Source organism: Pandoraea pnomenusa, assembly GCF_040391475.1.
GTDB classification, from domain to species: Bacteria; Pseudomonadota; Gammaproteobacteria; order Burkholderiales; family Burkholderiaceae; genus Pandoraea; species Pandoraea pnomenusa_C.
Genome location: NZ_JBEBXS010000004.1, coordinates 193,616 through 218,176, shown reverse-complemented (window position 1 = coordinate 218,176; position 24,561 = coordinate 193,616). Strand labels below are relative to the sequence as shown.

Below are 24,561 nucleotides of genomic sequence, written 5' to 3'. Positions count from 1 at the left end.
ACGCAGTATCGGTCCCCAGCCGCGAGGAGACGTTGGCATGGTAGTGGCGATCTATCCGGGGACGTTCGACCCGCTCACCCGAGGACACGAGGATCTGGTTCGCCGCGCGGCGGGCATCTTCGACAAGCTCATCGTGGGCGTGGCGGACAGCAAGAACAAGAAGCCGTTCTTCACGCTGGAAGAGCGCATCGACATTGCACGTGAAGTGCTGGGTCACTATCCGAACGTCAGCGTCGAAGGGTTTTCCGGGTTGCTCAAGGACTTCGTGCGCAAGCACCAGGCCCGCGTGATCGTGCGTGGCCTGCGCGCCGTGTCGGACTTCGAGTACGAGTTTCAGATGGCGGGCATGAACCGCTACCTGCTGCCCGATGTGGAAACGATGTTCATGACGCCGTCGGACCAGTACCAGTTCATCTCGGGCACGATCGTGCGCGAGATCGCGCAGTTGGGCGGCGATGTCAGCAAGTTTGTGTTCCCCTCCGTCGAAAAATGGCTGGTGACGAAAGTCGGCGGCCAGGCGTCGCAGGGATAAGTATCGTGCGCCGGTCCGGTCCTTGCCGCTGACCGGCGTCGCGATACGGCTGGAGGTGCCGTATGGCCTTGATGATTACCGATGAATGCATCAATTGCGACGTGTGCGAGCCGGAGTGCCCGAACGACGCAATTTCGATGGGGGTCGAGATCTATGAGATCGATCCGAACAAGTGCACCGAATGTGTCGGGCACTTCGATGAACCGCAGTGTGTGCAGGTATGTCCGGTGGAGTGCATCCCCATCAATCCGGAACATGTCGAAACGCCCGAGCAGTTGCTCGAGAAGTACACGCATCTGCAAGCGGCCAAATCGGTCTGAGCGGTGCGTAAGCGGGCCGCTACGGCCTGCCGAGTTCTCGCTGAGGGGCTCCCGTGCACCGAGAGGCGGCACGGCGTAGCGCCCTGAAATGAGCGGCCTGTGCGCCGCTCATTTTCATTTCCGGTCTTACTTCCCCGGCGTGGCGTGCAAACGCATCATCGCCTTTTCCATGTCGCCCTTGACGACCAGATCGACGATGTCGAGCGAGCGCGACATCGCGTCGTCGATTTGCGCCTGCTCTTCCTTGCGCGGCGGCTTGAGCACGAAGTCCACCACCTGCTGCTGGCTACCGGCAGGCTGAAGCGTGCGCGGGTGACCGATGCCCAGACGCAGGCGCCAGAATTCGGGCGTGGTCAGGTGCGCGGCAATGTCCTTCAGGCCGTTGTGACCGCCGCTGCCGCCCCCGCGCTTGAGCTTTACCGTACCCGGCAGCAGATCGAGCTCGTCGTGCACCACGAGGATCTCGTCCGGCAGGATCTTGTAGAAGCGCGCGAGCGCCACCACCGATTGCCCCGAGCGGTTCATGAAGGTCTGCGGTTCGAGCAGCCACACTTCCTGACCGGCGATGCGCGCACGCGCGGAGAAGCCGTGGAAGCTCTTCTGATGGGAGAGCGATGCACCGCATTGCTGCGCCAACGCGTCGACGAACCAGAAGCCCGCGTTGTGACGCGTCGCTGTATATTCGGCGCCCGGGTTGCCGAGCCCTACGATCAGCTTGATCATTTCGGTATCAGGTTGCTGGCGCGCACCGCCATGGCTTGCGCGCCGCCATAAAAAAACCCGCCGGACATGAAGTCGCGGCGGGTCTTGCGTCCAGCGTCGCCGCTGAAGGCTAACGCGCGAGGCTTAGGCAGCCGGCGTTTCGCCTTCGGCAGCCGGAGCGGCCGCTTCGTCAGCAGCTGCGCCAGCCGGTTGGACGGCTTGTGCCACCACCGGGTTTTCCTGCTCGACGTGCAGCGTCAGCGTCACGCCGGCGGGCAGCTTGACGTCCTTGGCGTGCACCGTCTTGCCGGCTTCCAGCGTCGACAGGTCGACTTCCAGGAATTCCGGCAGCTTGCCCGGCAGGCAGCTGACGTCCAGTTCGTTCACGGTGTGGCTGATCACGTTGGCAGCCAGCTTCACGGCCGGGGCGTTCTCGGCGCCCAGGAAGTGCAGGGGCACCTTCACGTGGATCGGCTTGTTCGGATCGACACGTTGGAAATCCACGTGCAGAACCAGCTGCTTGAACGGGTGATATTGCACATCGCGCAGCAGCACTTGTTCGGTCTTGCCAGCGACTTCCAGCTCGAGGATCGACGAGTGGAAGGCTTCCTTGCGGAGGGCGTGCCACAGTGCATTGTGATCCAGCTCGATCAACTTCGGATCGACGTTACCACCATACACGATGCCTGCGGTCTTACCGGCATTGCGCAGGCGGCGGCTCGCACCCGTACCTTGCAGATTACGCTCAAAAGCGACGACTTTCATAACAACTCCTTGGACTGCCCGCGACCAGGCAGCGATTTCTTCCTGAAAAACACGTCAAAAACGCGAGCTTCAGGAACGACAAAGGCGGGGATGTGCTCCCCGCCAACATAACAACGGCGCCAAACCGGCGCCGTCGCAAAATTCTACCGAACGCTTACTCCGCGAACAGCGACATCACCGAGTCGCCACGACGGATACGCGAGAACGTCTCGGCCAGCAGATTGGCGCAGCTCAGCTGGCGAATCTTGCCGCCCTTCGAGTCGTCGCGCAGCGGGATCGTATCCGTCACGACCACTTCGTCGAGCTCCGAGGCGTTGATGCGGGCGGCTGCACCGCCGGAGAGCACCGGATGCGTACAGTACGCATACACCTTCTGTGCACCACGCTCCTTGAGCACTTGCGCGGCCTTGCACAGCGTACCGGCGGTGTCGACCATGTCGTCCATGATGACGCAGGTGCGGCCTTCGACTTCACCGATGATGTTCATCACTTCGGCGACGTTCGCCTTCGGACGACGCTTGTCGATGATGGCCAGATCGCAATGCAGCTGCTTGGCAAGGGCACGGGCACGCACCACGCCGCCAACGTCCGGCGACACCACCAGCAGGTTTTCGTGGTTCTGCTCGCGCACATCGGCCAGCAGCAGCGGCGATGCGTAGATATTGTCGACCGGGATATCGAAGAAGCCTTGAATCTGGTCGGCGTGCAGGTCCATCGTGATGATGCGCTCGACGCCTGCGATTTGCAGCATGTTGGCCACGACCTTCGCCGAGATCGCCACGCGCGCCGAACGGGGGCGGCGATCTTGACGGGCATAGCCGAAATACGGAATGGCAGCAGTGATGCGACCGGCCGAAGCGCGCTTGAGCGCGTCGACCATGATCATCAGCTCCATCAGGTTGTCGTTGGTCGGTGCGCAGGTCGACTGGAGGACGAAGACGTCCTTGCCGCGCACGTTTTCCTGGATTTCAACCTGAATTTCACCGTCAGAGAACCGGCTGGCCATGGCTTTGCCGAGCGGGATTCCGAGGGTGTCGACGACCGCTTGGGCCAGGGCGGGATTGGCGTTCCCGGTGAATACCATTAGGTTATCACTACTCATCTGGCTACCTGCGGGACGTTTGGATGCTGAAACTTTACGACAGAGAAATTGGCAGGGGAGGAAGGACTCGAACCCTCGCATGCCGGAATCAAAATCCGGTGCCTTAACCAACTTGGCGACTCCCCTACACTAACCATTGCCCTTGTTGCATCGTAGGAAATGCAACAAAGTAAAACCTTTTCACGCGAAGGCGAACAGCGGGTGTTCGGCCAGGCTGGTGGTCACCTGACCGATCCAGCGCTCTGGCAATCGCTTGCATGCCGCTTCCGCACCTGCCTTCGTGTCGAATACTGCAAACACGCTGGCGCCGGATCCCGTCATGCGTGCCGTGGTGAAGGTTCTGAACCAGTCAATCACAGCAGCGACTTCCGCGTATTCTCGAGTAACTACCGCCTGCATGTCGTTACGGAAGATTTCATCCGTTTCGAACACGTTTTTGTTGGCGTGCTCAAGAAAGAACGCCATTGTGACGATCTTCGAATCCCTTGTCAACAGGGGATCGCGAAATATTTTGTCGGTTGCGACGTGTACGCGCGGGTTCACCACGAGGAAGTGCCACTGAGGCAGATCCACCGCGTGCAATTCCTCGCCCAATCCCTCGGCAAACGCGTTACGGCCGAACACGAAGAACGGCACGTCGGCGCCCAGCTTCATGGCAAGCGCCTGAAGTTCGGCGCGCGGCAGGTTCAACTGCCACATGCGGTTCAGTGCCAGGAGGGTGGTGGCCGCGTCGGAACTGCCGCCGCCGATACCGCCGCCGGCCGGCAGGCGCTTCTCGATGGCGATATCCACCCCGAAGCGCACGCCGCAGTGGGCTTGCAGAAGACGCGCCGCACGCACCGTCAGATCGGTCTCGGGCGGCACGCCCGGCAGCGGATTCGTATGCACGATCTCACCGTCGTTGCGACGCTCGAAATGCAGCGTGTCGGCCCAGTCGATCAGTTGGAAGACGGTTTGCAGTTCGTGATAGCCATTCGGCCGGCGTCCCACGATATGCAGGAACAGGTTCAGCTTGGCCGGGGCCGGACAGTCGCGCAGGATTTCGTACATGGCGAGGCGAAACGAAGGTTACCGAATACCGTTGAAGCCACTGTCGGCAAGCGATAACCGGAAATGAGGTGAGTTGCGAGTTGCCCAATGGCGCGCAATGCGCGGGATCGGGCGGCGCCAAGGATAGCACCGACCGGTCCTGAGTGTCCGAAGTGTCCGGAAGCGGCGCGCCCGTCGGCCGGTGCGCGCCGATGACATGCCGGAGACTTATTCGTCGATCACGAGCCGCACCGCGAGCGGCGAGCCGTCGAGATCGCGCGACAGATCGATGCGTTTGACGCGCAGCGGCGTGCTGTCGAAATATGCCTGATAGTCGATTGTCCAGCCGTCCTGCTTCAAATGCACCGGACGTTGCGTTTGCGGGTCGCGCTCGATGCTGGCCTGCGAGCCCGGGGCACTTTGCATGCGCAGCCAGTAGCGCAGGCCACCAACGGGCAGTGCGAACCCGAGCGCGTCGTGCATCACATCTTCGAGACGCGGCCCCGTCAGGGGCGCCTTGCCGGGCAATTCGAGCGACGCGCTGCGCGGATTCTCGCGCACGATTGCCTGCGTCTGCCCCAGCGGGTCGAGCAGTTGGACGGTGGCATTCTCGCCGTTTTGCTGCCAGTCGAAATTGCCGTAGGTGTTGCGCGGCTCGCCATTCTGCTCGTAGCGCACGGAGAAGCGGCCGCGGTAATGCTCGACGCTCGCGCCCGCCGACGTATCGACGGGCGAGGGCGGTGCGAGACTCGCGCAACCGGTCGCGAGTACCGCGACCGAGCAGGCCAGCGCCACGGCCGCGGCACGCGTGACGCGAATCACGGCAAACGAAGACGACACGTCGGACAGCGAAAACTTCAACATCTCACGCATGCGCTGCCTCAGGGTGCCACGTTGTAGCGCTTCATGGTCGAGCGCAGCGTGTCGTCGTCACTGTCGAGCTTGAGGGCCTCGCGCCAGGTCTTGCGCGCTTCGTCCTGCTGGCCCGTTTCCCACAGCACTTCGCCGAGGTGCGCGCCGATTTCGGCCTGCGCCTGGATGCCGTAGGCGCGGCGCAGCAGTTCGAGCGCCTGCTGCTTGTCGCCGAGGCGGTACTTGACCCACGCCAGGCTGTCCATGATGTACGGATCTTCCGGTGCGAGCGTCGACGCCTTCTGCAGCAACTTGAGCGCTTCCGGCAAACGCGTATTGCGCTCGGTGAGCGAATAGCCCAGCGCGTTGTAGGCCTGCGCGTTTTCCGGCTGCGACGTCATCACGCGGCGCATCGCCTTTTCCATGACGTCGTAGTGCTTGTTCAATTCGGCGACCATGCCGTACTGATACAGCAGGTCCATGTCGTCAGGATGGTCCTTGACCTCGGCCGCGAGCAGCTTCTCGGCCTCGTCGTAGCGCTTGGCCTTCACGAGCAGGTCGGATTCGGCGCGCTTGAGTGCGAGTTGCTCACGCGGGTCGCTCGACTTGATGCCGTGAAGCAGCGTGCGGCCTTCGTCGACCTTGCCCTGATCGGCGAGCAATTGTGCGCGTCCGATTTGCGCCGGCAGGTACGCGTTGCTGTCCTCGCGAATCTTCGAGAGCCACTTGTCGGCGGCCGGATAGTCCTTGCGGTCCTGGGCGATCTGCGCGAGGTACACGTAGGCTTGTGCGCCGTCGGTGTTTTGCGCTTCGGCTTCGGTCGCGTACTTCTGCAGATACTGCTCGGAGACTTCCGGATGCTTTGCGTGCAGGTTGAGCAACGCCAGCGCCATCAGCGTGGAGAGTTCGTGCGGGTAGCGCTTTTCCAGCGTTTCGAACTGCTTCTGCGCAGCATCGAGCTGGTTATCGGCAAGCAGCAGTTTCGCGTAGGCGAAGCGCGCTTCCTTGGCGTTCGGATTGCGATCGAGGAACGTCTTGAGTCCGGCGATGGCGCTGGTGCGCTCCTCTGGCCCCATCTGTCCGTAAAGCAACGCGGCGGCTTCGTAATCGGGCTTGAGCTTGAGCGCGGTCTCGAGCGACGCACGCGCGCCGGCGGTGTCACCGGCGTCGAGTTGCGAGCGGGCGATGGCCAGTTGCGCTTCGGGGCGCTGCATGTCGTTGGCCAGCATGCGCTTGAGCGAGTCGATGCCTGTCGCTCGCTCGGGGCCGCGCGCGATCATCTGCTGGAGTTCCAGGATGGCCTGGCCGCGGCGCGCTTCCGGCACCTTGTTCAGTTCATCGGTGAGCAGGGGCTCGGCTTCGGCGAGATGGCCGGTGCCGACTTCGAGGCTGGCGAGCAATTGCGTGCCCGGACGCCACGACGGATCGAGCTGATGCCACAGGCGCGCCGCGATGAGCGCATCGCCGAGCTGACGCGCGCCGAGCGCGATCTCGACGGCGCGGCGGGCCATGCGCGGGTCTTTCGTGCGATTGGCCAGTGCGATGTAGGTATTGAAGGCGGGGGCGAGGTTGCCCTGTTGCAGGCTCAGCTCGGCGGCCGTCACTTCGAAGACGATCTCGCTCGACAGCGCGACGTTCGGGAGTTTCTCGTGCGGGACGTTCGCATTGGGCGGCACGTCTTCGCTGTCGACATCGTCATTTGCCTTGGCGTCGCTGGCGGCGCCCGGTGCGCCGGTCTTGGCGGGGGCTGCGGCCGGAGCACTGGCCGGCCCGGGGGCTTTCGGCGCGCTCTGGGCGGCCGGTCCGGTCTGCGCGAAAGCACTCGAAGATGGCAGAAATGCCATGATGGCGCTCGCACAGGTCACGCCAAGCGCCGTGGCGCCGGCCCAGGCCCCGCGCGACAAGGCGCCGCGAAGGCGCAAAACCACGGGTGCCGCCGGGTTGGCGACGGCGGAAATGGACTGGATTCGGGTGTTCGGCATAGGGATCCACGGCAGGTTTCGAGCGATTGTAGCGCGCCCGATACAATAGAGTCTAAATCCTCAGCAAACGTTCGCAGGCATGCCTGAACTCCCGGAAGTCGAAGTCACCCGCCGCGGTATCGTGCCGCACGTGGCGGGCACACGCATCGCCCGCATCGACGTGCGCAATGCCGCATTGCGCTGGCCGGTACCCAGCGGCCTCGACGCGCTCCTGCGGGGCGAAACGCTCATCGGCGTTACCCGTCGAGGCAAATATCTATTGCTCGAATACGCACCCGGCTGGCTGCTCGTGCATCTGGGCATGACGGGGACGCTGCGCGTCATGCCCGAGCCCGAAGCGCTCCCGGCCGCGGGCGTACACGACCACATCGATCTCGTGTTCGAGCGCTGCGCGCTGCGCTATCGCGACCCGCGCCGCTTCGGCGCCGTGCTGTTCCACCCGCGTGCGTCGGGCGACGTGCTGGCGCATCCGCTGCTTGCCAGCCTCGGCGTCGAACCGCTGACGGACGACTTCGACGGTCCGTGGCTTTACGCAGGCACACGCGGGCGTACCGTCTCGATCAAGCAGGCGTTGCTCGCGGGCAGCATCGTGGTCGGCGTGGGCAACATCTACGCCTCGGAGAGCCTGTTTCGTGCGGGCATCCATCCGCGCATGCCGGCGGGTAAGCTTTCGCGTCCGCGTGCGGAAAAGCTCGCGAAGGCCGTCAAGGACGTCCTCGCCGCCGCGATCGAGAAGGGCGGCAGCACCTTGCGTGACTTCGTCGGCAGCGATGGCAAAAGTGGCTACTTCCAGCAGGAGTACTTCGTCTACGATCGCGCCGGCGCGCCGTGCCGTGTGTGCGGCACGGCGATCCGGCAGATCGTGCAGGGCCAGCGCTCCACGTTCTTCTGCCCGCATTGTCAGAAATAACGCACGTGTGATGCATGCGGCGGCGGCTTTCACGAGCGTCGTCCACTGCACATGACGTCCCCCCGAAAACGCATATGACCGATTCCCACAACGCCGCCGACTCGCTGGCCACCACCTTCGCCGAACGGCTGATCGCCTGGCAGGCCGAACACGGCCGCCACGATCTGCCGTGGCAGAACACGCGCGACGCCTATCGCATCTGGCTCTCCGAAATCATGCTGCAGCAGACGCAGGTCGCCACGGTGATCCCGTATTACGCGCGTTTTCTCGAGCGATTTCCCGATGTCGCCGCGCTCGCCGTCGCGCCGCAGGACGACGTCATGGCGCTGTGGAGCGGCCTGGGCTACTACTCGCGCGCGCGCAACCTGCATCGCTGCGCACAGGTCGTGGTCGCAGAGCATGGCGGACATTTCCCGTCCGATCCCGAGACGCTCGCCACGCTGCCCGGCATCGGCCGGTCGACCGCTGCCGCGATTGCCGCATTCGCCTACGATGCGCACGCGGCGATTCTCGACGGCAACGTCAAACGCGTGTTGGCCCGGGTGTTCGGCATCGAAGGTTTTCCCGGTACGCCGAAGATCGAGCGTGAGATGTGGGCACTGGCCGAATCGCTGCTGCCGGAACGCGACCTGCCGGCCTACACGCAAGGGATGATGGATCTGGGGGCCACGCTTTGCGGCCGCGGCAAGCCACGTTGCGGCGAGTGTCCGTTCGACAGCGACTGCGCGGCCCACGCTACGGGACGCGAGCGCACGTTGCCGACATCCAAGCCGAAGAAGGTGCAGCCGCAGCGTTATGTCGACGTGCTTGTGATTCATGCCGGTGAGCGGGTGTTGTTCGAGCGTCGCCCGGACAGCGGCATCTGGGGCGGTCTGTGGAGTCTGCCGGAACTCACGCCTCCCGCCGACGCCGCCGAGACCGACGACGCTTCGCTACGCGAGCGCCTGATCGCGCATGCCGTGGGTTTGCGTGCCGAAGGGGACGCGGGGGCGCGAATGGCCGGTGAGCAGACGACGCCGTCGCTCGTCCCGTTGCAGGGGCTCACGCACGTTTTCACGCACTTCAAATTGCATTTGCGCCCGTGGCTGGTGACCTTCCCGACAGACCGCGCAGATGACGGAAACCGGGGGAACGGGGGGCGCTACGCGTGGTTGAGTACGGATGGCGTTGCCGCCGCAGGTTTGCCGTCGCCGATTCGCAAGATCGCTGACGCGCTCTCACTGGCCACGCAAGATGATGGGCAACTTCGCTTGCCCGCCTGAGGGCACGCTTCACGCCGAATTCCCGCCGAACGCGCGCGGGACGAGATCGCCTTGGGGCTTGCTTTCGTCGCTCAGGGGGCCTCGACAGGCGAAAGCTCGCGATGCCGCACCAGCACGCTGGCTTCGCTGCGAAAGCGCTCGCTCAGCCGTTCGGCAATGAAGACCGAGCGGTGCTGCCCGCCCGTACAGCCGATGGCAACCGTCAGATAGCTGCGGTTGTCGCGCATGTAGCTCGGCAGCCATTTCATCAGGTAATTGCCAATATCGTTGATCATCTCGTCGACTTCCGGAATGGCCGAGAGGAAGTCGATGACCGGCTGATCGCGCCCGGTCAGCGGACGCAACTGCGTGTCGTAGTACGGATTGGGCAGCGAGCGGACGTCGAACACGAGGTCGGCGTCGAGCGGCACGCCGTGCTTGAAGCCGAACGACTCGAACATCAGCGTGAGTCCGGTGTGATCGTGCTGCACGAATTCGCGTATCCAGCGGCGCAGGGCACTGGCGCGCAGGTTGCTGGTATCGATCTGGTGACCGAGTTCGGTCACGCTGTTGAGCATCTCGCGCTCTTTCTCGATGGCCTCGATGAGCGAGCCGTTGGCCGAGACGGTATCGTCGCCCACTACCGACAGCGGATGCCGACGGCGGGTCTCGGAGAAGCGCTGCACGAGCGTTTGCGTCGTGGCGTTGAGGAACAGCACGCGCACGTCGTGGCCGAAGCGTCGCAGGCCACCGATGATGGGCGGCAGATCGGCGAGCGAGCCGCCGCTGCGCGCGTCGATGGCGACTGCGAGACGAGTGTAGTTCTGGGTTTCGAGGTATTCGGCGAGTTCAGGCAGGAACCGCGACGGCAGATTGTCGACGCAGTAGTAGCCCGCATCCTCGAGCACATTCAGTGCGAGCGATTTGCCGGAGCCTGAAACGCCGGTAATCAATACGATCTTCATGACATTTCCCGGATACAACCATCATGGTAAGCGATTGTGTCGTACGGGTGTCGAGCCGCAGAAGACGAGAATGTTCCGTAAGTTTTCTTACGGATGACGCCAAACGGCGCAACGCCAACGAAAACGGCGCCCGCTGGGGGCGCCGTCAGGCAGAATTCGGCGCGTGAAAACCCTCAGGCTGCCGGCTTGTTCGACAGGCAGGACTTCATGAACGCTTTGCGATCGTCGCCCTTCTTGTCGCCAGCTTGCGCGTTGCAGGTCTTCATTTTTTCCTGCTGCGTCTGCTTGGCCGCCGGGGCGGGCTTGTTCGACAGGCATTCCTTCATGAACGCCTTGCGATCGTCGCCCTTCTTGTCGCCGGCCTGTGTGTTGCAGGCGCCCATCTTGTTCTGCTGGGCATTGGCTGCCTTGGGGGCAGGGGCGGGTGCGGCCGTCTGGGCAAACACGGGCGATGCGAGCAGCGGGGATACCAGGAGCAATGCAGCAAGTGCTTTCTTCATGATCGTCTCTCCATAAGGTCGACACGCACGGGAAGGAACCGCGTGGCGATTACAACATGAAAGAAAACGCGCCGCAATCGCGCGGCGTTGACAGAAAAACGCAGAAACTGCGGTAAACCCGGGGAAATCGCCGCTCAGAGCAGCTTGCCCTGCATGCCGTCCGGATCCTGCATGGCCTGACGCTGGCGCTCCATGAAGTCCTTGAGCGTGTCGATGCCGCGCAGTTGCAGGATCGTGTTGCGTACGGCGGCCTCGACCAGCACGGCGAGGTTTCGCCCGGCCGCCACTTGCAGAATCACCTTGTTGATGGGCAGGCCCAGCACGTCGACGGTCTGCGCTTCAAGCGGCAGGCGCTGGAACTCACCGTCGGGGCGGCGTACCAGTTGCACGATCAGCTTGAGCTTCATCTTTCGGCGCACGGCGGTCTCACCGAAGATCGTCTTGATGTCGAGAAGCCCCAGGCCGCGCACTTCCAGCAGGTTCTGGAGCAGCGGCGGGCAGCGGCCTTCGACAAAATCGGGCCCGAGACGTACGAAATCGACGGCATCGTCCGCCACCAGTCCGTGGCCACGGCTGATGAGTTCCAGGCCGAGTTCGCTCTTGCCCAGGCCGGAGTCGCCGGTGAGCAGCACGCCCATGCCCAGAATGTCGATAAAGACCCCGTGCATCGTGCATCGCGGGGCGAACACGCGCGAAATGTACAGGCGCAGGCTGTCGATGACGGCTGCCGTCGACATCGGGGTGGTGAACAACGGGGTGGAGGAGCGGGTACAGCGCAGCACCAGGTCGGGCGGCGCTTCCAGGCCATCGGCGACCACCAGGAACGGCGGTTCGAGCGCGATGACTTCGCCCATGTGACGCTTGCGGTTTTCGTCGGTCAGCCGCTGGTAGTAGCGCAGTTCGGCTTCCCCGAGCACCTGAATCCGGTTCGGGTGGATCAGGTTCAAGTGGCCCACGAGGTCGGCGCTCGACGTGGCGGTAGCCACGCTCTCGGGGGTGAAGCCTCGCTCCCATCCCTCATGCCCGGTCAGCCACGACAAGCGCAGCGTGGCGGCGTTGTCGTCGAAAATGCTCTGCGCGTTGATGCCGGTCAGTTCCACCGCGTCGCCTCGTTGGGTTGGGTGTGGGGGCTACGGAAGTCGTCTGCCGTTGGGCGGCGATACCGTGAATCTCGAAGCCAATCGGTGCACCGGCGCCGGCTCAGGGCTGCCAGTTCGCCAGCGCCGTGTGAATCTCGTCCGCGCTCGGCGCGCTCGTCAATGTCTCGCGCATCGAGCGATCGGAGAGCAACTGTGCGATTTCGGACAGAATCTCCAGATGCTGCTGCGTCGCCTGCTCCGGTACCAGTAGGAAAAACAGCAGGGAGACGGGCTGGCCGTCGGGTGCTTCGAAGGGAATCGGGTCGTCCAGGCGGATGAACGCGGCCATCGGGTGCTTCAGGCCCTTGATGCGGCCGTGCGGAATGGCAACGCCTTCGCCAAGCCCGGTGGAGCCGAGGCGCTCGCGCGCGAACAGGTTGTCGGTCACAAGGGCGCGGGTCAGGCCGGCATTGCTCTCGAAGAGCAGCCCGGCTTGCTCGAAGACGCGCTTCTTGCTGGTGACGGACAGTCCAAGCAGGATGTTGGACGCAGGTAAGAGTTTGACTAAACGATTCATCTTGTAATGCGGGCGAACGCTAGTCGCCCTCCAACCCCCGATTGACCTCGCATTATAGACCACCCGTCGCTGTGCTCACGCCAAAGCGCGGAACTCGGCGGGACCATACAAAAGGGGCCGTTCAACGGCCCCGCGGTGGGTGATGCCAGACTTATGACAGACGTCGCTTTGCGCGTGAGGTTCCGCGCGGCGTTTCGTCAGTGTCGGTCAATGCGACGACCACGCCCGGACGAACTTATTGCAACGGTTCAGCCTCGGGTGGGTTTTGGTGCTTGAGCGCCTCGCGCCCGTGGTCCTGCAGCCTTTCCTTGCGCTCCATGACCTTGCGGTCGAGCTTGTCGATCAGCAAATCGATCGCGGCGTACATATTTTCGTCACAACTCTCGGCGAAAATGTCCTTGCCCTTGAGATTCAGCGTGACGCTGGCGACCTGCCCCTTGGATTTCTCCTTACTCTTGTCGACAGTAAGAATCACCTCGGCGCTAATCACCTGATCGAAATGCCTCAACACGCGTTCGAGCTTGTTGATGACAAATTCGCGCAGTGCAGGCGTAACTTCGACGTGATGTCCACTGATCTTCAGATTCATAGCTGCTCTCCTTGCTGAAATGCCGAAGTGCAGGCCGCGTCACGAGCGACGCCGGCTACGAGAGCCATTGGCGTGACGCAATGTCGCACTGCGGCGTAATGCCCCAGCGAGCCAACATGGCGCACCAGGACCGTACTACAAAGATTTGCGCAAGTTCACTGCGGGGATTCGCATGGCCTCGCGGTACTTCGCGACAGTGCGCCGCGCCACCACGAACCCTTGCTCTGCCAGCAGTTCCGCGATACGGCTATCGGAAAGGGGGCTCTGCGGGTCTTCTGCTCCTATCAGTTGCTTGATGAGGGCGCGGATGGCGGTCGATGACGCTGCGCCCCCCGCTTCCGTGGCCACATGTGAACCGAAGAAGTACTTAAGCTCGAAAGTTCCGAACGGAGTGAGCATGTACTTACTTGTCGTCACCCGTGAAATCGTGGATTCATGTAAACCCAGCGTATCAGCAATCTCACGTAAAACCAAGGGCCGCATGCCGATTTCGCCGTGCGTAAAGAAGTTCTTTTGACGCTCGACAATGGCCTGTGCGACACGCAGGATCGTGTCGAACCTTTGCTGAATGTTCTTGATCAGCCAGCGTGCTTCCTGAAGCTGCTGTTGGAGGTTGCCGGTACCCGGGTCGTTGCGGTTGTTGCGCAGGATTCGCGCGTACATCTCGTTGATGCGCAGGCGCGGCATGACCTCGGGATTGAGCTCGGCGGTCCAGTTGCTGCCCTGCTTGCGCACGAGCACGTCGGGCACGACATAGTCGGCCTGCGGCGCGCCATAGGCGGCGCCCGGGAACGGATCGAGCGAGCGAATCAGGTGATGCGCCGCGCGCAGGCCGTCTTCGCTCACGCCCAGCAGGCGGCGCAAGCGCGTGTAATCGCGCGCAGCGAGCAATTCCAGGTGATCGGAGACGATGCGTAGCGACAGCGTGCGAACGCTGCTCGCGGGCAGGCGTTGGAGCTGCAGACGCAGGCATTCGGCCGGGGTGCGGGCACCTACGCCTGCCGGATCGAAGCTTTGCAGCAGCGCCAGTGCGGCGTTGATCTCTTCGGTTTCGAGGGCCAGCTCTTCGGGCATGTCCGCCTGAATCTCGTCGAGCATCGTGCCGAGATAGCCGTCTTCGTCGAGCGATTCGATCAGGAATTCCACTAGCGCGCGGTCGCGCGGACCGGCCTTGGTCAAGCGCAATTGCGCCAGCAGGTGTTCCCGCAGATTCGGATGGTCGACGTGCAGTTGCGGACGCGCGTTGTCGTCGTCGTCCGAGGCGCTGCCCGAGCGGGCGAAATCGTTAAGACTCCAATCGCCGCCGTTGTCCTGCGCGTTATCGTCGAAGCGGGCTTCGCCGTCGAGTTCGCGGGCCTCGTCGTGGCCGTTGGTCGACTCCGGGCCATCGCTGCCGTTGCTGGTCGACGTGCTCCGCTCGTTGCGCAGGGACCCGTCGGTGCCCACACGTACCGAACCCGCGAGCCAGTCGTCCTCGCGTTCGAGCATCGGGTTCTGGGTGAGGGCGTGCTCGACTTCCTGCTGAAGTTCGAGCGTCGACAGTTGCAACAACCGGATCGATTGCTGCAACTGCGGCGTGAGGGTCAGGTGCTGCGAGGTGCGGAGTTGAAGAGTCGGTTTCATAGCGTGTCTCGCCTTCATTGTAGAGGCTTTGTCACGCCAGCGGAACCGGCCTTGCCCCCTATCGGAGGCAGGGTTTACATGCGAAAAATTAGCTTTACATCCGGAAATTTTCGCCCAGATACACGCGGCGGACACCCTCGTCGGCCACGATCTGGTCAGGCGTGCCGGCGGCGAGCACCGAGCCTTCGCTGATGATGTAGGCGTGGTCGCAAATGCCCAGCGTTTCACGCACGTTGTGGTCGGTAATCAGGACACCGATGCCACGATCCTTCAGAAAGCGCACGATCCGCTGAATCTCCAGCACTGCGATCGGATCGACGCCCGCGAACGGCTCGTCGAGCAGAATGAAGCGCGGTTGCGTGGCCAGTGCGCGGGCGATTTCCACGCGGCGGCGCTCGCCACCCGAGAGCGACATGGCCGGATTCTCGCGCAGATGGCTCACCTGAAGCTCGTCGAGCAGCGCTTCGATGCGGCGCTCGATCTCGTCGCGCTTGAGCGGTTTGCCGTGTGCGTCGACCTGCAATTCGAGCACGGCGCGAATGTTGTCCTCGACCGTGAGCTTGCGGAATACCGACGCTTCCTGCGGCAGGTACGAGACCCCCATGCGGGCGCGTTCGTGAATCGGCAGTTCGCTGATCAGGTTGCCGTCGAGCTGGATTTCGCCGTCGTCGGCGGGCACGAGACCCACGATCATGTAGAACGACGTGGTCTTGCCTGCGCCGTTCGGCCCGAGCAGGCCCACGACTTCGCCGCTCTTCACATCGAGCGACACGTCCTTGACGACCGTACGGGCACCGTACTGTTTCTTGAGCGAGCGCACGACGAGCGCGCTCGGCTTGCCCGCCGGGCCGGCGCCCGGATTGATGGCCGAGGCGTTGCTGTTCTCAGAATTACTCACGCGGATTCCCGATGCTTTTGGAGGGAGACAGCGGCGGCAGATCGCCCTTGGGCGCTGCGGCCGGCTTGCTCGCGCCGCCTTGTTGCGCAGGGCCACCCGTCGCATTGCGCGGGGCGAGCGTGGCGCGCACACGTCCGCTCGGATTGTTGGCGTTGACCTGATCGGGTCCGCTGTTCGCCGTATAGACCTCGTTGTACGTGTCGTACGTGATCACGCTGCCGTGGATCTCGTCGAGCACACGCGTGCCGCCGGCCAGGCGCTTGAGCGTGGCCTGCGTCGTCAGCGTGGCGATTTCGGTCTTGCCGTCGTAGTGAATCGTCTGGGCCCAGCCGTCGATGTACTCGTCGAGGCCGTCGCGCTTCTGGCGCATGTAGGCGAGCGGGCCGCCCGGCTTGTAGAACGCCGTGGCGTACTGGTAGCCCTCCGGGTCCTGGGTCACTTCGACGCGATCGGCCTTGAGGATGATCGTCCCCTTGGTCATCGTCACGTTGCCGGTGAAGATGTTGACCTGCTTGAGGTCGTCGTAGCTCATGTGGTCCGACTCGACATTGAGCGGCTTGTCGCGGTCGGCACGTTCGGCGTGCGCCAGCGGCGACGCGAGTGCACCGAGCACGGCGAAGGCGGCGGCCAGCGCGCGCAGGGCGCGCAGCGATGCGGAAACGGGTCGCGGGTTGCGGCGATCGGTCATGGGGTCTTGGAGCCCTGATTGGTCTGGGATGGCGCACTGGGCGCGGCGGGCGGTGCCGGGGGATTCTTGCTGCCCAGCTCTGCCGGCTGAATCGTGCCGTGCACGTTGCCGAGCAATTGTACGGCGCGCGAGATGTTATTGAAAATCATGCCGTCGCCGTACATCACGGAGGCCCCGCGGAAGAGCTGAACCGGCAATTCCGTGCGTACGATGTCTTCGTTCACGAGCACCTGGAAGTGCTCCGACAACGCGCGCATTTCCGGGTCGCGCGGCCCCGGCTGGCGTACCACGACGGCGTTCTCGTAGAGGTCGACGACCGACATGTCGGCATTGAGCGTGCCGCGCTTGCCGGTGGCGGTCACTTCCGGCTGGTCCGGCGTGAAGGCCCGCACGGCGGGCATCGTCATGGCCGTGGTCTGGTCGTCTTCGAAGTGCGTCATGTGCACGGCGTTGACGCGGTACTGCGTCATGCCGCTGGCCGACAGCATGGAGATCACCATGTTGTCGGCGTAGTAATCCGGAATGTGCTGCTTGACGTATGGCGCGTGGTCGTCATCGGAGGGCAGCGTGCGCTGCACCAGCCAGTAGGTGCCGGCGGCGAGGCCTGCCAGCACGGCAATGGCGATGAGCGAGGCGGGCGAGACACGTTGAATGGCCATGAGTGATCGGTTCCCTCGACGCGTCAGGCCAGCGCTTCGGCGAGCAGGGCGTCGTAACGTCCCTGGGCACGCAGGATGAAGTCGCACAGTTCGCGCACGGCGCCTTCGCCGCCACGGGCTTGCGCGATCCAGTGTGTGCGCGTCTTCACTTCAACATGGGCATTGGCGGGGCAGGCGGCAAAGCCCACGCGCGTGAGGACGGGCAGATCGGGCCAGTCGTCGCCGACATGGCCGCAGACATCGGCGCTCACGCCGAGCTTGCCGCACAGGTCCTCAAAGGCGGCGCGCTTGTCGTGCACACCCTGATAGACATGGGCGACGCGCAGATCCGCCGCGCGTTTGGCCACGATATCGGACTGACGCCCGGTGATGATGGCCGTGACGATACCCGCCTCGGCCAGCAGCTTCAGGCCGTGGCCGTCGAGCGAATCGAACGTCTTGATGACCTCGCCGGCCGGACCGTAACGCAGGCCGCCGTCGGTGAGGACACCGTCGACGTCGAACACCATGACCCGGAGCCGGGCGGCGCGCTCGGTCGCAGCAACGAGATCGACCGCGAAGGCGGCGGGTTGGGCGTGGGCGATACTGGAGTGACTCATGGACAGAAGACTCACACGACCTTGGCGGCGAACAGATCGTGGACGTTCAGCGCACCCACGAGGCGGCCGTTCTCGGTCACGAGCAATTGCGTGATGCCGAAACGCTCCATCAGCTCGGCGGCTTCTGCGGCGAGCTGATCGGGGCCGATGGTGCGCGGGCCGGCCTTCATCACATCGGCCAGCTTGAGCGTGCTGAAGTCGAGTGTACGCTTGAACAAACGGCGCAGATCGCCGTCGGTGAAGATACCCACGACGTGGTCGTCGCCGTCGACGATGGCCGTCATGCCGAGACCCTTGGCGGTCATCTCGAGCAGGGCCTCGGACAGGCTGGCGTCGGAGCGTACGCGCGGAATCCGGTCGCCGGTGCGCATTACGTCGCGCACGAAAGTCAGCAGACGGCGGCCGAGCGCGCCGCCCGGGTGCGAGCGGGCGAAGTCGTCGGCGCCGAAGCCGCGGGCGTCGAGCAGCGCGACGGCAAGGGCATCGCCCAGCGCCAGCGCGGCGGTCGTGCTGGCCGTGGGGGCGAGCCCCAGCGGGCAGGCTTCGCGGTCCACGTGCGCGTCGAGGTGGACGTCCGACAGGCGTCCGAGGCTCGATGCGGCATTGCCCGTCATGGCGATGAGCTTGGCGCCGATGCGCTTGATCATCGGCAGGATGCTGACGATTTCGCCGGTTTCGCCGGAGTTGGACAGGGCGACGACAACATCGCCGGCCGTGATCATGCCCAAGTCGCCGTGGCTGGCTTCGGCGGGGTGAACGAAGAATGCGGGCGTGCCGGTGCTGGCGAACGTGGCGGCCAGTTTGCGGCCGATGTGGCCCGATTTGCCCATCCCGGTGACGACCACACGTCCGCGGCACGCGAGCAGCAGCGAGACCGCTTCGAAGAAGCTGTCGTCGAGGTGCGCGGAGACGCGTTCGATGGCGTCGGCTTCCGTGCGCAACACCTCCCGGGCGACCTCGAGTGCCCGGCCTGGATTGATTTTCGCTATCATGCGCGGAGTATATCAAAACGGACGCCACGCGCAGGACAGCCCCACCGGGCTTGACCTTGCGCGATCCGGGCCTTCGCCCGGCGCGTCCCGGTTTTTCCTTCGGGCAGCCGTGCAAGCACGAACTGGCACGGGCCTTGCATGAGACGTGCCACGCCTTCCGAACCACTCAGGAAACCCGCCCCAGCCGATGGCATCTCCCCTCGAACTCACTCTCGTTCTGCTGTTTGCCGCCTGCGTCGGGGTGGTGCTGTTCCGCATGCTGCATCTGCCGCCGATGCTTGGCTACCTGAGTGTGGGCATCGTCATCGGCCCGCATGCACTCGGTCTGGCGTCCGACTCGCAGCGCGTGCAGTACCTCGCCGAGTTCGGCGTCGTGTTCCTGATGTTCTCCATCGGCATCGAATTCTCGCTGCCCAAGCTCAAGAGCATGCGGCGCGTGGTGCTCGGACTCGGGGTGTCCCAGGTGATGGGAACTCTGCTCGTGGCCGTGGGACTCGGGGCGCTCGTCAATCTGTTCTGGTCGTTCTCATGGCAGGCGTCGGTGGCGCTGGGCGGCGCGCTGGCCATGTCGTCGACGGCCATCGTCACCAAGATGCTGGCCGAGCGGCTCGAACTGGAGACGGAGCATGGCCGCAACATCATGGGCGTGTTGCTGTTCCAGGATCTGGCGGTCGTGCCCTTGCTGATCGTGATTTCCGCACTGGGCGGTAATCCGAAGGCGCTGGTGCTCGCGTTGTCGCTCGCCGCGCTCAAGATCACGGGCGCGCTCGCCCTGCTGCTGTGGGTCGGCCAGCGAATGGTCGGCCGCTGGTTCCACATCGTGGCGGCGCGACGCTCGCAAGAGCTTTTCATGCTCAACCTGCTGTTGCTCACGCTGGGGCTGGCTTACGTCACCGAGCATCTCGGCCTGTCGATGGCGCTGGGCGCGTTCATTGCGGGCATGCTGATCGCCGAGACGCCGTTCCGCCATCAGGTGGAAGACGACATCAAGCCGTTTCGCGACGTGCTGCTCGGCCTGTTCTTCATCACGACCGGCATGTTGCTCGACCCCGCCATCGTCATGAAGCAGCCGCTGCTCGTGCTGCTGTTCTTCGTGGGGCCGCTCGTCGTCAAGTTCACGCTCATCGCGGGATTGGCGCGGCTCTTCGGCAGCCCGCCCGGCACGGCGATCCGTACCGGCCTGGGACTGGCGCAGGCCGGCGAATTCGGCTTCGTGCTGCTCAATCTCGTGATCGACCGACACCTGCTCGACCCGTCGCTCTCGCAGGCGGTGCTTGCGGGCATGCTGCTTTCGATGCTGTGTGCGCCGTTCCTGATCATCAACGCCGATCGCATTGCGCTGCGCTTCGTCGCCAACGAATGGATGATGCAGTCGTTGCAGATGACGAAAATCGCCACGCAGAGCATCAAGACGTCGGGGCACGTCATCATCTGCGGTTACGGCCGTTGCGGCCAGAACCTGGCGCGCATGCTTGAACAGGAAGGCATCGGTTACGTGGCGCTCGATCTCGATCCCGACCGCGTGATGGAGGCGGCCAGTTCCGGCGAGACGGTCGTATTCGGCGACGCCGCCCGGCGCGAAGCGCTGGTCGCGGCGGGGATTCACCGTGCGGCCGGTATCGTGGTGACCTACGACAGCACGCCGGCCGCGCTGAAGGTGCTCGCGCAGGTGCAGGCGCTGGAGCCGACGTTGCCGGTCGTGGTGCGCACCGTCGACGACACGCACATCGACGATCTCATCGCCGCCGGGGCCACCGAAGTCGTGCCCGAGATCGTCGAGGGCAGCCTCATGCTTGCGTCGCATGCGCTGGTGCTCATGGGAGTGCCGATGCGCCGCGTGCTGCGTCGCGTGGCGCAGGCGCGTAACGAACGCTACAGCCTGTTGCGCGGCTACTTCCACGGTTTGGACGACGAAGACGAAGGCGGCGAACGTGAGCAGGTGCGTCTGCAATCGGTGCCCTTGCCGCTCAACGCCGACGCCGTGGGGCGTACCCTGGGCGAGCTTCGCCTCGACAAACTCGGCGTGACGGTCACGGCGATCCGTCGTCACGGAATCCGGGGCGTGGAACCGGTCGCGGAAACCCGCCTGATGGCCGAGGACATCGTGGTGCTGCGCGGACTGCCGGAAAAGCTGGTGGCGGCCGAGGCGCGTCTGTTGGGCCGGGAAGCAGAAAAGCGACGGTAATCCGCCGTCGCCGGATCGTCATCGGCCTGATGACGGCCGGATCGCAGTCCGGGCGGGTCGGGGCAGAACAGGGCAGATCAGGGCGTCGGCGAACCGTCCTGACGTCTGTCATCGGCGCCCCGGGTCTTTTTGGCATAATGTGGCGTGTTCTCTATCAGTACCCCACGAAGGATCCCCGTGCAGATCGACGAGTCCCCTGCCGCCTATATCAAGAGCCAGATTCGCACCGTACCGGACTGGCCCGCCCCCGGCGTGCAGTTCCGCGACATTACGCCCTTGCTCAAGAACCCGCGTACGTTGCGTGTGCTCATCGATGTGTTCGTGCATCGCTACATGGCGCAGCGTCCCGACTACATTGCCGGTCTCGATGCGCGGGGCTTCATCCTCGGCTCGATCCTGGCCTACGAGCTGAACATCGGCTTCATTCCGATCCGCAAGAAGGGCAAGCTGCCGTACCAGACGGTCGCCGAAGAGTACGAACTCGAGTACGGCAGTGCGACGGTCGAGATCCATGCCGACGCGTGCGGCCCGGGCGACCGTGTGCTGCTCATCGACGATCTGGTCGCCACCGGCGGCACGATGCTCGCAGGCAAGAAGCTGCTCGAACGCCTTGGCGCAACGGTCATCGAAGGTGCGGCCATCGTCGACCTGCCGGAGCTCGGCGGCTCGCGCATGATTCGCGACGCCGGCCTGTCGCTCTTCCTGTTGTGCTCCTTTGAGGGCCACTGATCCCGGCGTCCCCCGACCGAGCCTGACGATACCCTGACGTTTCCTCCCACGACCCGGACGCACCGATGCCCAATCTCTGGCTGTTCCTGCTGACCTCGGTGGCGATCACGCTCGCCCCGGGCCCGGACAACATGCAGGTCATCGCGCGCGGCATTGCGCAGGGGCGACGTGCGGGGCTGGCTGCGGCGGCGGGCTTTACCTCCGGTTGTCTGTTCCATACGACCATCGCGGCCGTCGGGCTGGCAGCCGTGCTGCGTTCGTCGCCGTGGGCGTTCGAAGCGATCAAGCTCGCGGGGGCGGCCTATCTCGTTTGGATCGGCATCAAGGCACTGCGCGCGCGCGGTGCGATGGCCACCGCGAGCGACACCACGCCACAACCGCTCGGCGCCGTCTTCCGCCAGAGCGTGTTCGCGAACATGCTCAACCCGAAGGTCACGCTGTTCTTCCTCGTGTTCCTGCCGCAGTTCGTGAGCGCCGACGCGGCGCATCCGGGCTGGCAGATGCTGCTGCTCGGCCTCGTGTTCATGGCGCAGACGATCGTCGTCTTCAGCGCGTATGGCTGGTTTGCGGGCGTGCTGGGGGGATGGCTCAAGCGTCGTCCCGGGGCGGGGCGCTGGCTCGATCGCGTGGCAGGTGCCATCTTCATCGGGCTGGGGTTGCGCGTCGCGTTGCAGGGATAATCGGGCAACGCGTCACTTCCGTCATCGCTTAGGCGCGGCATCCCGGATGCCATCAAGATTTCGTAGTCCAACCGACATTGTCCGACCATGCTTGCCGAACAACGCCAACAGTACGTGCTCGAACAACTCGCCAAGACCGGGGCGCTCGCCATCAGCGACCTGGTGCGTGAATTGGGGGTCTCGCGAGAGACGGTCCGACGTGACCTGAATACGCTCGCCGCCCGCGGGCTGTTGCTCATGACGCACGGTGGCGCGCTGGCCGCCGACCGCAGCGAGCCCGACTGGACACTGCGCGAGAACGTCAACGCCGTGGGCAAGCGCGCCATTGGCGTGCGAGCCGCAGAGCTGGTGCCCGACGGGGCGTCGGTCATCATCGATTACGGCACCACCACGCGCGCGGTGGCGCAGGCACTGCTGTCCAAACACCGGTTGCGCATCTACACGAACGACTGGCAGATTGCGCGTCTGCTCGGCCGCCATCACGACAACCGCGTGACGTTGCTCGGCGGCGAATTGCAGGACAACGAAGATGCCGTGCAGGGCTGGGATGCCATCAACCAGATCGCGCAATACCATGCCGACTTCGCGTTCATCGGCGTGGGCGGCGTGACGGAAGATGGCGGCATCACCGACTTCAACCGCGCAGCGGCCGAACTTCGTGCGCGCATGCTGCTGTGTGCGAACGTCTCGGCCGTGGTGGCCGACCACACCAAGTTCGGACGCGTCACCCCGGTGCGCATTCGCCACTTCGAAGCGGCACGCTACCTCATCAGCGACGCCGCACCGCACAAGAGCATGCTCGCGCAGTTGCGCGCGCGCGGTCCGGAACTCCTGATCGCCTGATCCCGAGGCGGTGCTCCCACCGCAATCGCCGTCGCGACGTGCGGTGGCAAGCAAAACGGCATATCTCCGTGGATATGCCGTTTTGCGTTTCGACGTCGATCTCGTCGTGCCGCGTTGCCCGGCACACCGATCCTTCATACGTCCGCTTGATCGCGCCTTAGATCGCCACGGCTCGCCACACGTCGCCAAGCGGGATTGCGCCCGGCGTCGGGCGCCCTGACGCCCGGGCCGGCGCGACGCTTGTCGCGAGGCCTCGCCCGCCGACATCGTGGCAATTTGCGCTGCCGGCCCCCTCCGAAAGATGTAGACAAAATCGTCCGTCGTTCTCGTGACTGATGATGTCCCGTCTCGCCGGAAGTGACTGTGACGTCCTCGCGACAGCACCCGGCACTCTCCCGAAAACGTTGCCAAATCATTGAGCCGATAAGGGTTTTCCGTCGCCCGGGAAAAGCTGGTCGATTGTCACCGTGTTGTCATCGAGTCTTTTTAGACTGCGTTCACTTTTGGCACAAATTGCCACAAAACAGCTAGTCGAGCGATGCAGGCGATGCGCCCCTCCCCGTGGGGTGCTGACCAACGCGGCAGGCGGCCCGGCTGGCGATCTGACTGACAGGTGAACCGTGGACGAAGCGATTCGAATCGAGCGACTGACCAAGACTTTCGGCGGCGGACGACGTGCGCTTGACGAAGTGGCGCTCAAAGTGATGCCCGGCGAAATGATCGCCCTCATCGGCGCGTCGGGCTCGGGCAAGTCGACGTTGATGCGTCACATTGCGGGCTTCGTCGCGGCCGACCAGCAACCGGGCAGCATCGAGATCCTGGGCCGCCCGATTCAGCGCGATGGCCGCATCGTGCGTGAAGTGCGCCAGATCCGTCGCGACATCGGTTTTGTCTTCCAGCAATTCAACCTGGTGGGCCGCCTGCCGGTCATTACCAACGTGCTCACGGGCCTGCTCGCTCGCGTGCCGCTGTGGCGCAGCCTGATGTTCCGCTTCACGTCGGCGGAGCGTCAGACCGCGATTGCGGCGCTTGCCGAAGTTGGTATCGCCGATCTGGCGTTCCAGCGCGCAAGCACGCTCTCGGGCGGTCAGCAGCAGCGCGCGGCACTGGCGCGCACGCTGGTGCAGGGCGCCAAGATCATTCTCGCGGACGAACCGATCGCCTCGCTCGACCCGGAGTCGGCACGCAAGGTGATGGACATGCTGGCCCGCATGAACCGCGATCACAAACTGACGGTTGTCGTCTCGCTGCACCAGGTGGATGTGGCGATGCGCTACTGCGTGCGCACCGTAGCCCTGCATCAGGGGCGCGTGGTGTACGACGGCCCGTCTTCGGCGCTCACGCCCGACCTGCTGCGTCGCCTGTACGGCGTGCAGGCCAGCGAGTTGCTCAACGAAACGTCGGAAACCTCGGAAAGCACGGACGGCGCGAACGGCGGCACGAACGCCAAGCCTGCCGATGCGGAAGCACCCTTTCTCACCTCGATGTCCCTCAGCCTGAACTGACCTGGAGCTTGCTCT

Annotated in this window: 27 protein-coding genes and 1 tRNA gene; 10 read left to right on the top strand and 18 right to left on the bottom strand. The window is 64.2% G+C overall.

Features of this window, described 5'->3' with window-relative positions; genetic code table 11:
• Window positions 1-37 precede the first annotated feature (37 nt).
• Both coaD and ABWO90_RS06670 read left to right on the top strand, forming a co-directional pair.
• On the top strand, window positions 38-532 hold the full coding sequence (gene coaD, locus ABWO90_RS06675; protein ID WP_353190412.1) for a pantetheine-phosphate adenylyltransferase: 495 nt from the start codon (window positions 38-40) through the stop codon (window positions 530-532).
• Window positions 533-594: 62 nt separating this feature from the next.
• Entirely contained in the window at window positions 595-852 is a 258-nt protein-coding gene (locus tag ABWO90_RS06670; protein ID WP_353190411.1) for a YfhL family 4Fe-4S dicluster ferredoxin, read from the top strand.
• A gap of 126 nt (window positions 853-978) precedes the next feature.
• Here the strand turns inward: ABWO90_RS06670 and pth are convergent, their stop codons facing one another.
• From pth to ispE, 5 genes are all read right to left on the bottom strand, one after another.
• On the bottom strand, window positions 979-1,575 hold the full coding sequence (gene pth, locus ABWO90_RS06665) for an aminoacyl-tRNA hydrolase (RefSeq protein ID WP_353190410.1): 597 nt from the start codon (window positions 1,573-1,575) through the stop codon (window positions 979-981).
• Window positions 1,576-1,698: 123 nt separating this feature from the next.
• A complete protein-coding gene (locus ABWO90_RS06660) occupies window positions 1,699-2,319 on the bottom strand; it encodes a 50S ribosomal protein L25/general stress protein Ctc (protein ID WP_353190409.1) in 621 nt (206 codons plus the stop codon).
• A 154-nt stretch (window positions 2,320-2,473) separates the two neighbouring features.
• Window positions 2,474-3,421, bottom strand: coding sequence for a ribose-phosphate pyrophosphokinase (locus tag ABWO90_RS06655; RefSeq protein ID WP_039407842.1), 948 nt, complete (start codon window positions 3,419-3,421; stop codon window positions 2,474-2,476).
• 49 nt (window positions 3,422-3,470) lie between these two features.
• Window positions 3,471-3,547 (bottom strand) — tRNA-Gln (locus tag ABWO90_RS06650).
• A gap of 54 nt (window positions 3,548-3,601) precedes the next feature.
• On the bottom strand, window positions 3,602-4,411 hold the full coding sequence (gene ispE, locus ABWO90_RS06645) for a 4-(cytidine 5'-diphospho)-2-C-methyl-D-erythritol kinase (protein WP_353190505.1): 810 nt from the start codon (window positions 4,409-4,411) through the stop codon (window positions 3,602-3,604).
• Here ispE and ABWO90_RS06640 point away from each other — a divergent pair.
• Window positions 4,304-4,528, top strand: a complete 225-nt coding sequence (locus ABWO90_RS06640) for a hypothetical protein (RefSeq protein ID WP_353190512.1) — start codon at window positions 4,304-4,306, stop codon at window positions 4,526-4,528. The two genes, ispE and ABWO90_RS06640, sit on opposite strands and share 108 nt — an antisense overlap.
• A 150-nt stretch (window positions 4,529-4,678) precedes the next feature.
• Here ABWO90_RS06640 and ABWO90_RS06635 read toward each other — a convergent pair whose 3' ends face one another.
• The gene (locus tag ABWO90_RS06635) at window positions 4,679-5,323 is read right to left on the bottom strand and encodes an outer membrane lipoprotein LolB (RefSeq protein ID WP_353190408.1); all 645 of its coding nucleotides are present in this window, start codon (window positions 5,321-5,323) and stop codon (window positions 4,679-4,681) included.
• 8 nt (window positions 5,324-5,331) lie between these two features.
• Entirely contained in the window at window positions 5,332-7,284 is a 1,953-nt protein-coding gene (locus tag ABWO90_RS06630) for a tetratricopeptide repeat protein (RefSeq protein WP_353190407.1), read from the bottom strand.
• A 79-nt stretch (window positions 7,285-7,363) separates the two neighbouring features.
• On the opposite strand from ABWO90_RS06630, the gene mutM reads away from it, so the two are divergent.
• Together mutM and mutY are read left to right on the top strand one after the other, a co-directional pair.
• Entirely contained in the window at window positions 7,364-8,194 is an 831-nt protein-coding gene (mutM, locus tag ABWO90_RS06625; protein WP_353190406.1) for a bifunctional DNA-formamidopyrimidine glycosylase/DNA-(apurinic or apyrimidinic site) lyase, read from the top strand.
• 74 nt (window positions 8,195-8,268) lie between these two features.
• Complete coding sequence (mutY, locus tag ABWO90_RS06620) at window positions 8,269-9,456, top strand: A/G-specific adenine glycosylase (RefSeq protein WP_353190405.1); 1,188 nt, start codon at window positions 8,269-8,271, stop codon at window positions 9,454-9,456.
• Between the two features lie 71 nt (window positions 9,457-9,527).
• On the opposite strand, the gene rapZ is transcribed toward mutY, so the two are convergent.
• The 11 genes from rapZ to ABWO90_RS06565 form a co-directional block, all read right to left on the bottom strand.
• Window positions 9,528-10,400: an RNase adapter RapZ gene (gene rapZ, locus ABWO90_RS06615; RefSeq protein ID WP_353190404.1), complete on the bottom strand. Its 873-nt coding sequence runs from the start codon at window positions 10,398-10,400 to the stop codon at window positions 9,528-9,530.
• Window positions 10,401-10,573: 173 nt separating this feature from the next.
• Complete coding sequence (locus ABWO90_RS06610; protein ID WP_353190403.1) at window positions 10,574-10,900, bottom strand: PsiF family protein; 327 nt, start codon at window positions 10,898-10,900, stop codon at window positions 10,574-10,576.
• 134 nt (window positions 10,901-11,034) lie between these two features.
• Window positions 11,035-12,000: an HPr(Ser) kinase/phosphatase gene (gene hprK / locus ABWO90_RS06605; RefSeq protein ID WP_023597764.1), complete on the bottom strand. Its 966-nt coding sequence runs from the start codon at window positions 11,998-12,000 to the stop codon at window positions 11,035-11,037.
• Between the two features lie 100 nt (window positions 12,001-12,100).
• Complete coding sequence (ptsN, locus tag ABWO90_RS06600; protein ID WP_353190402.1) at window positions 12,101-12,556, bottom strand: PTS IIA-like nitrogen regulatory protein PtsN; 456 nt, start codon at window positions 12,554-12,556, stop codon at window positions 12,101-12,103.
• Window positions 12,557-12,791: 235 nt separating this feature from the next.
• On the bottom strand, window positions 12,792-13,145 hold the full coding sequence (gene hpf, locus ABWO90_RS06595) for a ribosome hibernation-promoting factor, HPF/YfiA family (RefSeq protein ID WP_353190401.1): 354 nt from the start codon (window positions 13,143-13,145) through the stop codon (window positions 12,792-12,794).
• Window positions 13,146-13,280: 135 nt separating this feature from the next.
• Window positions 13,281-14,768: an RNA polymerase factor sigma-54 gene (locus ABWO90_RS06590; protein WP_353190400.1), complete on the bottom strand. Its 1,488-nt coding sequence runs from the start codon at window positions 14,766-14,768 to the stop codon at window positions 13,281-13,283.
• 94 nt (window positions 14,769-14,862) lie between these two features.
• Window positions 14,863-15,633, bottom strand: coding sequence for an LPS export ABC transporter ATP-binding protein (gene lptB, locus ABWO90_RS06585; protein WP_353190504.1), 771 nt, complete (start codon window positions 15,631-15,633; stop codon window positions 14,863-14,865).
• 25 nt (window positions 15,634-15,658) lie between these two features.
• A complete protein-coding gene (gene lptA / locus ABWO90_RS06580; RefSeq protein ID WP_353190399.1) occupies window positions 15,659-16,354 on the bottom strand; it encodes a lipopolysaccharide transport periplasmic protein LptA in 696 nt (231 codons plus the stop codon).
• Window positions 16,351-17,013, bottom strand: coding sequence for an LPS export ABC transporter periplasmic protein LptC (gene lptC, locus ABWO90_RS06575; RefSeq protein ID WP_353190398.1), 663 nt, complete (start codon window positions 17,011-17,013; stop codon window positions 16,351-16,353). Before lptC ends, lptA begins: the two co-directional genes overlap by 4 nt.
• 23 nt (window positions 17,014-17,036) lie before the next feature.
• The gene (locus ABWO90_RS06570; protein ID WP_502922553.1) at window positions 17,037-17,612 is read right to left on the bottom strand and encodes a KdsC family phosphatase; all 576 of its coding nucleotides are present in this window, start codon (window positions 17,610-17,612) and stop codon (window positions 17,037-17,039) included.
• Between the two features lie 11 nt (window positions 17,613-17,623).
• Window positions 17,624-18,604, bottom strand: a complete 981-nt coding sequence (locus tag ABWO90_RS06565) for a KpsF/GutQ family sugar-phosphate isomerase (protein ID WP_353190397.1) — start codon at window positions 18,602-18,604, stop codon at window positions 17,624-17,626.
• A 187-nt stretch (window positions 18,605-18,791) separates the two neighbouring features.
• Between ABWO90_RS06565 and ABWO90_RS06560 the strand changes: the two genes are divergently transcribed.
• The 5 genes from ABWO90_RS06560 to phnC all read left to right on the top strand — a co-directional run bounded on the left by ABWO90_RS06560 (window position 18,792) and on the right by phnC (window position 24,546).
• Window positions 18,792-20,789 carry a monovalent cation:proton antiporter family protein gene (locus tag ABWO90_RS06560; RefSeq protein ID WP_353190396.1) on the top strand — a complete coding sequence of 666 codons (1,998 nt, stop codon included), beginning with the start codon at window positions 18,792-18,794 and terminating at the stop codon, window positions 20,787-20,789.
• Between the two features lie 177 nt (window positions 20,790-20,966).
• Entirely contained in the window at window positions 20,967-21,518 is a 552-nt protein-coding gene (locus tag ABWO90_RS06555) for an adenine phosphoribosyltransferase (RefSeq protein WP_353190395.1), read from the top strand.
• Between the two features lie 65 nt (window positions 21,519-21,583).
• Window positions 21,584-22,198, top strand: a complete 615-nt coding sequence (locus ABWO90_RS06550; RefSeq protein WP_353190394.1) for a LysE family translocator — start codon at window positions 21,584-21,586, stop codon at window positions 22,196-22,198.
• Between the two features lie 87 nt (window positions 22,199-22,285).
• Window positions 22,286-23,041, top strand: a complete 756-nt coding sequence (locus ABWO90_RS06545; protein WP_069340321.1) for a DeoR/GlpR family DNA-binding transcription regulator — start codon at window positions 22,286-22,288, stop codon at window positions 23,039-23,041.
• Between the two features lie 620 nt (window positions 23,042-23,661).
• Complete coding sequence (gene phnC, locus ABWO90_RS06540; protein ID WP_353190393.1) at window positions 23,662-24,546, top strand: phosphonate ABC transporter ATP-binding protein; 885 nt, start codon at window positions 23,662-23,664, stop codon at window positions 24,544-24,546.
• The last annotated feature ends 15 nt before the right edge of the window (window positions 24,547-24,561 follow it).